The organism is Shewanella sp. 1311, assembly GCF_059338235.1.
The window spans coordinates 3,692,435-3,704,925 of the sequence record NZ_CM181686.1; the positions used below are offsets into that span (position 1 = coordinate 3,692,435).

General features: G+C 43.6%; 10 protein-coding genes. 5 read left to right on the plus strand and 5 right to left on the minus strand.

Going from position 1 to position 12,491, the window contains the following annotated elements; genetic code table 11:
• Nucleotides 1–57: 57 nt before the first annotated feature.
• Together AC5YB3_RS16425 and AC5YB3_RS16430 are read right to left on the minus strand one after the other, a co-directional pair.
• Nucleotides 58–1,449 (minus strand): NAD-dependent succinate-semialdehyde dehydrogenase, encoded by a 1,392-nt coding sequence (locus AC5YB3_RS16425; RefSeq protein WP_115335360.1) that lies wholly within the window; start codon nt 1,447–1,449, stop codon nt 58–60.
• Between the two features lie 238 nt (nt 1,450–1,687).
• Nucleotides 1,688–2,803: a glycerol dehydrogenase gene (locus tag AC5YB3_RS16430; RefSeq protein WP_494525742.1), complete on the minus strand. Its 1,116-nt coding sequence runs from the start codon at nt 2,801–2,803 to the stop codon at nt 1,688–1,690.
• 530 nt (nt 2,804–3,333) lie between these two features.
• Between AC5YB3_RS16430 and AC5YB3_RS16435 the strand changes: the two genes are divergently transcribed.
• The 4 genes from AC5YB3_RS16435 (at nt 3,334) to AC5YB3_RS16450 (ending at nt 5,705) form a co-directional block, all read left to right on the plus strand.
• The gene (locus tag AC5YB3_RS16435) at nt 3,334–3,852 is read left to right on the plus strand and encodes a P-loop nucleotide/nucleoside kinase family protein (RefSeq protein ID WP_012088433.1); all 519 of its coding nucleotides are present in this window, start codon (nt 3,334–3,336) and stop codon (nt 3,850–3,852) included.
• Between the two features lie 98 nt (nt 3,853–3,950).
• A complete protein-coding gene (locus tag AC5YB3_RS16440) occupies nt 3,951–4,346 on the plus strand; it encodes a GNAT family N-acetyltransferase (protein WP_494525743.1) in 396 nt (131 codons plus the stop codon).
• 141 nt (nt 4,347–4,487) lie between these two features.
• On the plus strand, nt 4,488–4,871 hold the full coding sequence (locus AC5YB3_RS16445) for an MAPEG family protein (RefSeq protein ID WP_432326891.1): 384 nt from the start codon (nt 4,488–4,490) through the stop codon (nt 4,869–4,871).
• 489 nt (nt 4,872–5,360) lie between these two features.
• A complete protein-coding gene (locus AC5YB3_RS16450) occupies nt 5,361–5,705 on the plus strand; it encodes a DUF805 domain-containing protein (RefSeq protein ID WP_012088438.1) in 345 nt (114 codons plus the stop codon).
• Between the two features lie 449 nt (nt 5,706–6,154).
• Here the strand turns inward: AC5YB3_RS16450 and AC5YB3_RS16455 are convergent, their stop codons facing one another.
• Complete coding sequence (locus tag AC5YB3_RS16455; protein WP_259503611.1) at nt 6,155–6,292, minus strand: hypothetical protein; 138 nt, start codon at nt 6,290–6,292, stop codon at nt 6,155–6,157.
• A gap of 186 nt (nt 6,293–6,478) precedes the next feature.
• Here AC5YB3_RS16455 and eruA point away from each other — a divergent pair, with 186 nt between their 5' ends.
• The gene (gene eruA / locus AC5YB3_RS16460; protein WP_494525744.1) at nt 6,479–10,423 is read left to right on the plus strand and encodes an NACHT domain-containing antiphage protein EruA; all 3,945 of its coding nucleotides are present in this window, start codon (nt 6,479–6,481) and stop codon (nt 10,421–10,423) included.
• Nucleotides 10,424–10,957: 534 nt separating this feature from the next.
• On the opposite strand, the gene AC5YB3_RS16465 is transcribed toward eruA, so the two are convergent.
• Both AC5YB3_RS16465 and AC5YB3_RS16470 read right to left on the minus strand, forming a co-directional pair.
• Complete coding sequence (locus tag AC5YB3_RS16465; protein WP_494525745.1) at nt 10,958–11,353, minus strand: nuclear transport factor 2 family protein; 396 nt, start codon at nt 11,351–11,353, stop codon at nt 10,958–10,960.
• 22 nt (nt 11,354–11,375) lie between these two features.
• Nucleotides 11,376–12,419, minus strand: a complete 1,044-nt coding sequence (locus tag AC5YB3_RS16470) for a hypothetical protein (RefSeq protein WP_494525746.1) — start codon at nt 12,417–12,419, stop codon at nt 11,376–11,378.
• Nucleotides 12,420–12,491 lie beyond the last annotated feature (72 nt).

Below are 12,491 nucleotides of genomic sequence, written 5' to 3' on the forward strand. Positions count from 1 at the left end.
ACGCCTAACAGATTATTCCGTCAGGCGTTTAGTCCGATTTCGCTATTGTTTAAGGAGTTAGAAAGGTGCGTTTATATCGACCACATCAATCAGCTTGTGGTTTACAAACTCTTTCAATCCTAAATCAATCAACTCGCGGCCATAACCTGAGCGGCGCACGCCACCAAAGGGCAAATCGGCCTTGACCATAGTCGGATGATTAACAAACATCATGCCAGTGGAAACCTGCTTAGCGACCGCCAGCCCGCGTTTGGTATCGGCGGTAAACACTGAGCCACCCAGTCCAAAGGGCGAGTCATTGGCAACGGCAATCGCTGCTTGCTCATCCTTCACTTTGTGGATACTGGACACAGGACCGAAGAATTCCCAATAGTAGGCGGGATTATCTGGCGTCAGGTTTGTCAGTATTGTTGGCTGCACAAAGGCGCCTTGCTGCGGCACTTTTGGCCCCACTTCGGTCGCGGTCGCGCCGTGTTTTACGGCATCACGGATTTTCTGCTTCAACTCATCGGCGGCGCCTTGGGAAGACAGCGGTGCCAGTGTGGTGGTGGGATCCATAGGATCGCCCGCTTTTAAGGCTTCGATCCCTTTGATATAGCCTTGCATAAATTCATCATAAATGGCTTCAACTAAGATCATCCGCTTAGATGAGGTGCAGACCTGACCCGCATTCCAGTGACGACCAAATACAGCCCAATCAATGGTTTTTGGCAGTTCGGCGTCTTCAAGTACGATAAAAGCATCTGCGCCACCCAGTTCGAGGGTGGACTTTTTCAGCGCCTTACCGGCCTGAGCCGCAATGTGCGATCCCGCATCTTCTGAGCCTGTGAGGGCAACCCCATGTACTTTGGGTGAGTTGATGATCTGTCCTATTTGTTCTCGAGTGGCGTACAGGTTTTGGAATGCGCCTGCGGGTAATCCGGCATCGCGCATTAGACCTTCAAATGCGGCGGCGCACTGGGGCACATTAGACGCATGCTTGAGCAGTAGGGTATTACCGGCAGCAAGCTGCGGCGCGAGGATGCGAGCAATTTGATAGTAGGGGAAGTTCCAAGGTTCGATGGCCAGCAATACGCCCAGCGGCTCGTTAACCAGTATCGCTTCACCTTCGGCGGGATCGGCAACGGGCAGTTTTTGTGGGGCTAACAATCGCTCGGCATGTTCGGCGTAGTATTCGAAAATTTGCGCCGACAGTTCGACCTCTGCCTCAGCTTCTGCGGTGACTTTGCCCATTTCTAAGGTCAGCAATTTAGCGTAAGCAGGCTTGCTGTCTCTGAGGATGTGAGCGGCTTTAGTGAGTACGGCGGCCTTGTCGGCAAAAGGCGTGGTTCGCCAACTTAAAAATGCCTGATGGGCGGATTCTATCGCCTGCGTGACTTCGGTATCTGTTGCATTTGGAAATTCTTTAACTAGCTCTCCCGTAAAGGGATTGATCGTTGCATAAGCCATATGTTCCTCCAAGCGTTCAACGAATAGAGAGTAAATGCCAACTCTTGGCATCGAGGGTGGAAATATCGTGTCCGTTGTTATCTCCCTTGCCATCTTGCTGACCATAGAGGTGAGGCAACGGGTTGATTGATGAGCTTTAAACTCGCGCAGTGGCAGGCTGAATTTTAGCCACATCCGTTAACTTTGATAAACATATCAAAGGGATGATGGGCGCCTGCCAGAGGCGTTTTTAACTGTTTTAAACCGCAAGCTTTTTATAGCGTTCAGCCATGGCATTGGCGGCGATCATGGCTTGATAGACATCGTCGGCGGTTAACTGCATCGGCATATTGCCCATAGTGTCGCCTTCAGCGCAGGCAATCTCAGCCACTTTGCGCCACTCTACTTCGACAAAGGTTTTTAGCCCCAAATCGGCGAGCGTGAGCGGCAGTCCCGCGGTTTTGATGATGTGAATGACGTTATCGATTTCGCTTTTTGGGGCATTTTCGAGTACTAGCTGGGTGAGCAAGCCAAACACCACTTTCTCGCCGTGCTGGGCTTTATGTAGGTCAGCTACTGCCGACATACCATTGTTCACAGCATGGGCTGCGGCTAATCCGCCCGCTTCGGCCCCGACACCACTGAGATAAATCGTCGCTTCAATGGTTTGCTCAAGTGCGGGGGTGACTATCTTGTTTCTCACCGCATCCATAGCGGCTTCAACATTTTCAGTCAGTAATTGATAGCAAAGCTGCGCTAATCCCAGCCCAGTGCGGGAAGGTTTTTTCAATACAAGATTGACGCCATCGGACTGATAACAGGCGCGGGCTTCAAAGTAAGTGGCCAGTGCATCGCCTATGCCTGCTGCAAAAAATCGGGCGGGAGCCGCGGCGATAATGGCGGTGTCGGCAACAACAGCATCAGGATTTTGTGGCAGAAACAGATAGCGCTCAAACTCACCGGTTTCGGAATAGATCACGGCAAGTGCCGTACATGGTGCATCGGTTGAAGCAATGGTTGGGTAGAGCACCACTGGCCGTTTTTGATAGAAGGCGACGGCTTTGGCGGCATCTAAGGTTTTACCCCCGCCAACTCCAACAATTACATTGGTATGATGCTGCTCTGCCAGCGCACCTAAGCGCTTTATCTCGGCTTCGCTGCACTCATAGTTGAATTTTTCGAGATGGTTGCTGATCCCATTTTGATCCAGCCCTGCGACCGCTTCATTCTCAACTCGGTTGAGGATAAATTCATCGCAGATGATAAAAGCATTGTCACCAAAGTCCTTAACATAATCATGCATTTGAGCTAATAAGCCCTTGCCGATAATGAATTTTTTAGGGGAAGTGACGGTACGCGGAACGACAGTGCTCATAGAGCCTCCTTTGCACTTATGACGGTTATCCTTTCATGCTTACCCTAGCATACGCTTAATTTATCGTCACAGCATGAGTGGTGGTAATATTTTTATTATGCAGCGTAAATTACTACTTTAGTGCTTAATTATTAGATTAAAAGTGTGGTTTATTATTTTATTGGTCGAGTTAAATACTTGGAGATTTTCTGGTTTTTTCTGGTTTAAGGCAGCGGTGAGGGCTCAGAGCGCGAGGCGAACTCAGTTGGTGAAGAGATGTAAGACTGAGCGGGCGAATAGATTTATGACTGAGTGGGCGAAGTGATATAAGACATCTAAGAAAGTGATGAAAGCTAAAACTGGATTGTGGGAATAGCGGAAACGCCTGCTGTGGAAACACTGCATAGTCATTAATTTAATGGGAATTTATTACCTCAAACCCGCCCTAAGCCTTGCTCGCTGTTCATGCTTTATGTGATGCTCTGTACTGTCGTTAATTTGTGTCCTCACTAGATGAAATCGTTAGCTGAGAAAAGTATCAAGGAGTGAAGATGGCAGAGCAGAATGCGTTAGGGCAAGAAGCCAGTAAAGGCACGTTAATATTCCTCTGTGGCAAAATGGGCGCAGGTAAATCCACCTTATCGCGACAACTTGCCGAGGCCGAAAACCGCGTTTTAATCTCGGAAGATGAATGGCTGGCGGCGCTGTATGCCGATGAAATTAACGATTTTGATACTTACCTGAAGTATTCCGCTCGTCTTAAGCCCTTGCTTAAAAAGCATGTGCAGGAACTGCTCTGTTCGGGTGTATCTGTGGTGATGGACTTTCCCGCGAATACCGTGAATCAACGCCTGTGGTTTCGAAGCATTTTTACCGATTGCGGCGCCGCCCATAAGTTGATGCATCTGAATCACAGTGATGCGCTTTGTTTGAGCCAACTCGATAAACGCAGACAAAGTCACCCTGAGCGCGCTATGTTCGATACCGAGGCGATGTTCTGGCATGTGAGCGGTTATTTTCAGCCGCCGACTCTGGATGAAGGCTTTGATCTTGAGGTGATTGAAAGCTAAGTGATTGAAAAATTGATTGAAAGCCAAGCGATTGAAAGCTTAGTGACTGAAGCTTAGTTACTGAAGCAAGCGACTGAATAAAAACAATAGGGAATATCATGTATCAAGTGCTTGAAGACGTTGCCTCAGCCAATGATTTTATCCGTTTACGGCAGATTTCGGGGTTAAGTCCTAGACCATTGGCGGGCGCTATTAAGGCTTTACCTAGGAGTTTATATGGCGTGCAGATAAAGCTTGCCGATCAAACTGTAGGTATGGGACGTGTGGTTGGCGACGGCGCACTGAACTTTGAAATTGTCGATATCGCGGTCGATCCCGAGCACCAAGGCAAAGGTTTAGGACGGCTGATTATGCAGTACATTATGGCCTATCTTGACCGTGAGGCTTTTGAAGGCGCGTATATTACCTTGATGGCCGATGTACCTGAACTCTATGAAAAATTTGGCTTTAAATTCAGTCGCCCCGCAAGTGAAGGCATGTATATGGTGAAATAACACCGCTAACCCATACACTTTTAACTAGAGTTCACGTAGCAGCACTCGTAACAGTCGAACTTAAACAGCAGTACTTACAATCGCAGTAGGAACAGAACTAAAACAGCAGAACTCGAACAACAATCTAAGGAAGCTTAACCTATGAATACTTTACTTATTTGCCTATTTGTTGCCATGTTATTGCCGTATCTGGCGAAAGGCCCCGTCGCTTGGGCGATGGCCAAGGCGGGCGGTTATGATAATAATCATCCCCGCGCCCAGCAAGCACAGTTAACCGGTTTTGGTGCTCGCGCCTTAGCAGGACATCAAAATGCCTTCGAGTCCCTGTTAGTGTTTGGTCTGGCGGTATTAGTGGTAATCGCAACGGGCAAAGTGAATCCCACCACTGAGTGGCTGGCCATCACCCATGTCGTCGCCCGCTTCGTGTACCACATCCTATACCTTGCCAACAAAGGTACCTTGCGATCCCTCTCATGGTTTGTCGCTATCTTCAGCGCCTTCGGGATTTTCTTTCAAGCTTTTTAATGCTTGATATTAAAGGACATGGGCGAGCTTTTTAATATTTTCCCGCAGCTCATCGGGCGTATGAGCTGCATAACCCAGTAAGATCGCTTGCCTTGGATAGGGCGCTTGGCAATACCGAGACAAAGGCTGCGTATCGCTCCATTGTTTGGCATGTAACAAAGCATAGCATCAGATTCTGATGGTTACTCATCACTGAATAGTCAGTCGCATAGTCATATTCCTTGTGTTGGCAAAGCTAAGTCAAGTGAGAATTAGGCTTAATAACAAGTTTCATCCAAATTAACTATGGCAAATTGTGTAGATTACTGTTATTGGCTTTGAAGTTAAGTCATTTTTAAATCATTAACTGTTAACTTGTGAGTGTGGCACTCTGGAGTTTAATTCGGGTATAATATTTTTGAGCTCAGCTTATTATGCCATTATCGGTTGTAATAGTTGTGCTCTTCTAATTGTGCTATATCAAATTATATTGATGGAATAGGATTGATAATGGATTATTTTATTGAAGGTTTAAAAAAGTTCGCAGATTTTAGTGGCCGTGCTAGACGTAAGCAATATTGGATGTTTGGCCTTATTTATCTGGTGCTCTATTTTGCTGTTGCTGCAATTGATTATGTATTAGGTACTCAGCTTTTTGCTCTGATTTTCTCTCTTGCCTTACTTATTCCTAGCATCAGTATTGCGACTCGCAGGCTGCATGATACTGGGCGATCTGGTTGGTGGCAGTTGATCGTTTTGATCCCGATCATTGGTATCATAGTGTTGTTGATTTTTTTAGTACAAGATAGTCATGCAGACAATGAATATGGACCGAATCCTAAGGCGTTAGTTTAGGATAGACGTTAAATTATCATGTGGCATTACTACCGCATTATTGAAGTAAGCGGCAGTAAGTCATCATAGTCACTAAAAATAATAGTCACTAAAAATAGTTACTGAAAAATAGCCTCTGAATCGTCGTTACTGACACTTCTGAGGCTATTTTTATGTAGAGCAATTAATCATTTTACTTCATTTATTGTAAGTGCTGATGGTCGTGTCAGCATCATGCTGCAAGACCGAATGTAGACGATATCTTGGTAGCATCATCGACTCATATTTATATCTAGCACACAAAAAAATTATGGCACCAGCCGAGTACACTAGTCAGAGTGCTACCCCAGTATCATCAATCCGCTGAAATCTATGTGATTTATGCATCACGCCTAGAAACCTCAGCCAAACTCCGCACCTGCGTTGCCTATCTTAAATAGGCTTTCCCACAGTTTTGTTGGGATGCCAACTTAATCCTTCGTGCTTTTGTAAATATTGGGGAACTTTAATTCCGCATATCCATTAAGCACTATCATTCCAGTGACTCGCAGCAAGTCCGTCCCTGGATGCTCGAACGTGGCATCCATGCCACGGACGGTCACTTCCATGATAGTGCTTAATTTGGTTAACTCCTGTGTATGTCTGATAGCTGATTTTATAGAGGATTTATGACTATCTTTGGCTTTCATATTAACAGTTCAATGTTTGTATTTCGTACTGTCATCTCCAAATTAGTTTTGTTAGGCTGTTCAAATAGTTGGTAAAGATTAGTATTGAATAAGGTTTTTCCAAACATGGATAAAGGCATTGTTGAGCGGACTCTTTGGTATGAGCACAAAGATGGCCGTAAAGAACTTAAGGAAACTGAGCTAAGCAGTTTTATCGAGCCTTTAATTATATTGGGCGAAGCTGGAATGGGTAAGTCAGTTTTACTGGCTCGATTGGGCGAATTGTCAGGCTTTAAATATTGCACAGCAGGGCAGCTTATTCGTAGCCAAGATCCAGTAAAGCTTTTTGATGGTAATCAAGTTCTTGTTATAGATGCTTTAGATGAAGTTAGCTCTCAAAAAGAAGGGACTGCGGTTGATGCTGTTTTAAAAAAGCTTCAACAACTCAATTGTCCAGCTTTTATTTTGTCCTGCCGAGTTGCTGATTGGCAAAGTGCTACAGCAGTGGTATCGATTTTGGAGGATTATTCAAAGAAGCCAATAGAACTGCACTTAATGTCTTTCAGCGATAATGATATTCAGAGGTACTTATCTCTATCCTTTGGAGTTGAGAGAGCGGAAGTCGTTATTCAACATTTTAATTCTCGTGGTTTGAATCAGTTACTTGGCAATCCGCAAACACTTGAACTCATTGGTAAAGTAGCTCAAGAACGTGAGTTGCCAAATAGCCGTAGTGAACTATTTGAGCGTGCGATTGATGTTTTGTGGTGTGAGCATAAAGACAGTAAAGCCCAATATCAGCTTGATAAAGAAGCCATAATCCAAGCCGCAGGTGCCGCTTTTGCGGCTTTAATACTCACCGGAAATGAGGCTTTAACTCGTAAAGCTGCAGCTAATATTGGAGATGGCGAGATATCATTTACTGAAATTGCCACATTACCTAATGCGAAAAATATTAAAGATGTCATTACCGCAAGGTTATTTAATAGTATTGGAGTAGATCGCTTTAGTTATCTACATCGTAGTATTGGTGAATACCTTGGCGCTAAATGGTTGGCTCAAAACTCAAATTCTGGAACGAACAAGAGACGGTTTTTTTCACTGTTCTATTCTGATGGATTAGTACCCGCGAGTTTGAGGGGGATTCATGCTTGGCTGGCGCAAGATCCTACGTTTAAGTCTATTGTCATCAAAAATGATCCTATGGGGTTTATTGAATATGGCGATGCAGATGTACTGACAGTAAATGAGGCGAGTATCTTGCTTACGGCTTTGCAAGGATTAGCGATTGAGAATCCTCGATTTAGAGATTGGAAAAAATATTCGATAAGAGGATTAATTCAAGAACCACTCATCGAAGATTTAAGACAATTAATTATTTCAAAAAATACGATATTTGGGTTACGTTTGATATTGCTTGAAGCATTTAATGGTAGTGACATTAACTGTAGATTAGTCGATGATTTAAAACGTATTATTTTAGACAAGACAGATACGTTTGCGATTAGAAGTGCTGCTATAGAAGTACTTGTTAATAGTAAAGCCAAAGATGATGTTATTACGTTACTGAATTCTCTTTGCATATATAGTGATTTAGATTCATTGCGTTTAGTCATTGAGAGTTTTGAGCTACTTAATTTCGAAAGTGTTGATGATAAACTTATTGTCGATGCCGTCATTTCTTATGCAGCAAAAAATCAATTTACTATAGGTGTTTTATATAGCATTGAGCGAAGTCTACCTGATAGTAGGATCGGGAGTGTTTTAGATCTATTTTCTAAATCACTTACAGAAATGGGAGATTGGTATGAGCGAGCTGGTAATCACGAACTTGCTGATTTTTCCTATTATCTTATTCTTAGAGAAATTAAATCATCAAATAAAAATCCAAATGTTGAGAGGTTTTTTTCTTGGTTAAGTCCACATCATAGCTTACAAGGGTACAATCAAAATAATGGAAATGAGCTAAGTAAACTTATCAATGAAAATAGTGATTTTAAGCTAGCCATACAAAAGTGGGTATTGCTTGAGGCTCCTATTAATAAAAGTATTATAGGCAGAGGTTATAATCTAGCTAGTGCTTTATCTGCACTAACTGTTTCCGAAAAAGATCTAATTATTATTTTAAATACATTAGATGAACATGATCAACGCTGGAAAGAGTTGGTTCAGCTTATTCAACATGACGGGGAAGTTGGAAGTCAGTTAAGACAAGCAGCACAACGTTTTGCACGACATAAGCAAGTAGATATCGAATGGCTATCTAATCTAGCAGTAGCACTCGTGCCTGAGTGGAAAATTAAGGAAGAAGAAATACTGCGCAAAAATAGAGAAGAAACAACAGCAAGGTATGAAGCCCATAGGCATAAATATTCACTTCAAATCAATAAAATGCGAACCGGAAACTATCAAGATATAGTTGAGCCTGCAATGGCTTATTTGAAACTATTTATTGATATTGGCCATGATACTCCTGCTTACCAACGCATCGCTGAATGGCTAGGTGATGAATTGAGTCAAGCTGCTTTTGAGGGAATTGAAGCATACTTAACTAAAAAACCTTTATTCCCATCAATTGATCAAATGCAACAAATTAGAAATGATGGGCAGTACTATGAGGCAGAGTACATTATTATTGTAGCTACTGCCGAACGTATCAGAAATGGCATAGGGATAGTAGACCTTTCAGATGAAGTGATACTCTCGGTATTTTCATCGTTACGTCATTATTCTAATCTTGAGCAGCATGCAGGCATAAGTGATCTTCAACTTACTCAGTCAGTAGAACAAGAGATTGAACTGCGGGGATTGTGGGAAACTGCCATAAGACGTTTTTATGAACCACAACTTGCTATTGGTAAAAATACTATTTTAGGTTTTTATGAGCTAATGCATGATGATTCAAAAAAAGAGGTGAGTAGTCAATTTGCTTTTGAATGGTTACAACGATATAAATCACTTCCAGAAAATATTGAAAGTGAGTGCATTAAACGTCTTATTTACTCATCTAAATTCGAAGAGCTACGATCTTTACTTGTTGAGTACTTTAATGTTAGCGAGAAACATCATCGTTTAATTTGGGATGCGATTTGCTTTATTGTGGATTTTGAAAGCATTACTGAAAAAGTCGGTAAAAAAATTACCCCTGATTTTATTTGGCAGATTCGTGACTTAGTGCAAGGTCACTACAGGCACAACACATATTTAGAACTTAGTGTTGCTCAATGTGAATGGATAGTACAGACATTTAGATTGTTATGGCCAATGGCAACAGATCTTTATGAAGAAACTCGTGGTTCTAATAATGCTTGGGATGCTAGTCAATTTATTAATTCATTTATAGAGCGATTAGGGAAATCCTCCGATGAAGATGCAGTCTTGGCATTAAGGCGTTTGCGGCAAGCTCCAGAGGATAGTTATACCTCGTGGATAAAAGTGGTTGCAGCTGAGCAACAACGGCTTGTGGTTGAATCAAATTATGCGCCACCGACATTAGCATCAATTAAGGCTATTACTTGTAATATATATCCACAATCAATGGCTGATCTTCAAGCTTTAATAATGGAAGAGTTAGAAATTGTTCAGGCAAAGATAAAAAGCGATGACATAGATAGTGGTCGCGTTTTTTATAACGATGACAATATTCCACACAATGAAGAACGCTGTAGCAGTTTGTTAATTGGGTTACTTCGTCAAGGCGCAGCAGGCGTTGAATATACGCCAGAGCAGCATGTATCGAATGATAAAGAAGTTGATATCTGTTGTTCTGTTGGCGGGCTTAGGCTTCCAATTGAAGTAAAAGGGCAATGGCATAGAGATTTATGGCATGCCGCAGATACTCAATTAGATAGGCTATATACGCAAGACTGGCGTGCAGAGCATCGCGGGATCTATTTAGTGCTTTGGTTTGGCAAGGGTCAGCTTGGCACTAAGAGGCTAAAGCCGCAAGGAAGGGGAACAGCTATACCTAAAACAGCGGAAGAATTGCAAGAAATGCTCATGGCTAATTGTCTTGCTGCACAACAAGGGAGAGTGAAAATTGTTGTTTTAGATCTAGAAATCAATGGGTAAAGACATTTTCTATTTAGCTAGTAAAGAATAAGTTGGTCAGGCGTAACTCTTTTCAGATTAACAGCCAACACCAAAGCTAAGGTAATACACCTGTTCCCTGCGAGGTTGTTGAAATGCTGAGATAAAAATGCCGTGGTGACATCACGGATGATGGCGCAGGCTCGGGGCACATGGATGTGCCATCTGAACAGTTAGGCGATTTTTATTGGCGTATGAGACTGGTTACTAAGGGCTTTATGGTGACAGTGAGTCATTTAGCTACAGACTACTCAAGTGTTGACGAAATTAAGCACTTGCATGTAAGTGACCGTTGGCGGCATGGATGCCGTCGTCGAGCCCTCAGGGATGAGTTTATGGCGTGTCACTGGAATGAAAGTGATTAATTCTATGCATAACAGATAAAGCACTAATCACCCTTAAAGAGGGGATTGCTGTTAATTCCCTCTTGGTCGACTCTTGATTAACAAATCAGGGGTGAAGCCCCACGACGTTGGTCAAGCGGAGCTTGATTATCAACCAACCCAACCCAACCAATCAATTGGTTGCAAAACTCCACATGGCTTGAATCAATCCATTATTAACTTCAAACACCACCATTACTTCAAAGGGGTCATCCCTAATCCCGCTGATGCGTTCGTGATCGACGACTTTATTGCCCACCACCATACGGCTGACTATTTCGGCATGTAAGTTGGGCAGATTAAAGCGTTCATTCTGATAGAAGTCACTAAAAGCGGCTTTACCTTGGATGACGGGCGCTGTTGCGGGTGGACGATAGATGCACACATCATCACTAAACTGGGCGACAAAAGTAGCGAGATCGCGCTGGTTATAGGCTTCAAGCTGGGCTTGCACTAAGGCTTCGGGTGAGCTTTCTATTGCTTTGGCTTTAGTTCTGGCACTTGCACCGATGCCTGTGGCTTCCGTCATATTCACTATCCTAATGTTTTTATTACAACAGCTTAAGCTGTGTTTGTCCCCATTGGGTGGCGAAAGGCATCGCCTCCTGCGGACTCAGGACAAACTCCTGTTCGCATCCATCGCCGCGGGGTGTTTCCCAGAATTTGATGGTCTTTGCCTCAAGGGTGAGCTGATAATATCCCGAGTCGTCTGATGAGGGACATTCTGGATCTAACTCTTTACCTGCAAACAATTTTTCCCTTAATGCTTGGGGTAAAGGATGGCTCATACCATCGAGCATGCTTTGCGGTTTGGTGTCGGCGAAAAACCATTGCCACGGGTGGAAAGGTTTGCCATCGCTAAGGGAGAAGCTGACAAATTCTTGGCTGATACCATTAGCGCCATAACCTGCGGCCCAGCGATATAGGCGCACACTGAGCCAATGCTTATTAATAAAAATCGGCTCGGCAAAGGTTTCGTCAGTCACAAAACTGCCCATTTGTGCCAGCATTCTGCGGCGGGTGTCAAAGGTTTGTGCTAGTTGGGCTTCATCGGTGAGCTTATGTTCAAGCCATTGATTAATTGCCAAGATCCCCGTTTGTGGGCCTTTAAATTCGATCCCTACTTCTGTACCGAACGTCAGCGGGCGATACTCAATATTTTCATAGGGTTGCCATTTCCCTCGGCTGAGTTTTGGCCTTGTTTCTAGTGGCAGGTTATACGCATCGGCGCCGCAATCTTCTATATCATCTGGGCTGATTGCTCGCTCAAGTTGTACGGGGAACGATTTACTCGCGCTATCTTTAAACCAATGGCCGCTCAGTTTTTGTGGCGTGACAGTATCAAACTGCCAGTTTCCCGTGTTGCCTTCTTCTTTCCACAGTTCATCTTGCTGCTCGAGCCTTATCGGCGTTAAGTAGCGTTGATAGTAATAACTGCCTGTTCCATATTGATTAAAGCAGACTCTGACTTTGCTTTTGCCTAATTGTCCCTGCCAGATCCCAGTCAGTTCATTGGCCGCAAAGGTCGGTAAGGGGAGCGTGGAAGCCAACAATAGGCTTGAAGATAAAACCGAGAACAACATCCTTGTGGGCATACATATTTTCTCTTAAAAGGTAATAAGTTGGATTGAAAATCAAAATGAACCTAGGGTGTAAAAAAGGTCGCC

Coding starts and splice junctions, on each gene's coding strand:
- AC5YB3_RS16455 (WP_259503611.1), bottom strand. CDS start 6,292: ATGGAAGTGACCGTCCGTGGCATGGATGCCACGTTCGAGCATCCAGGG.
- eruA (WP_494525744.1), top strand. CDS start 6,479: ATGGATAAAGGCATTGTTGAGCGGACTCTTTGGTATGAGCACAAAGAT.
- AC5YB3_RS16440 (WP_494525743.1), top strand. CDS start 3,951: ATGTATCAAGTGCTTGAAGACGTTGCCTCAGCCAATGATTTTATCCGT.
- AC5YB3_RS16465 (WP_494525745.1), bottom strand. CDS start 11,353: ATGACGGAAGCCACAGGCATCGGTGCAAGTGCCAGAACTAAAGCCAAA.
- AC5YB3_RS16450 (WP_012088438.1), top strand. CDS start 5,361: ATGGATTATTTTATTGAAGGTTTAAAAAAGTTCGCAGATTTTAGTGGC.
- AC5YB3_RS16430 (WP_494525742.1), bottom strand. CDS start 2,803: ATGAGCACTGTCGTTCCGCGTACCGTCACTTCCCCTAAAAAATTCATT.
- AC5YB3_RS16435 (WP_012088433.1), top strand. CDS start 3,334: ATGGCAGAGCAGAATGCGTTAGGGCAAGAAGCCAGTAAAGGCACGTTA.
- AC5YB3_RS16470 (WP_494525746.1), bottom strand. CDS start 12,419: ATGCCCACAAGGATGTTGTTCTCGGTTTTATCTTCAAGCCTATTGTTG.
- AC5YB3_RS16425 (WP_115335360.1), bottom strand. CDS start 1,449: ATGGCTTATGCAACGATCAATCCCTTTACGGGAGAGCTAGTTAAAGAA.
- AC5YB3_RS16445 (WP_432326891.1), top strand. CDS start 4,488: ATGAATACTTTACTTATTTGCCTATTTGTTGCCATGTTATTGCCGTAT.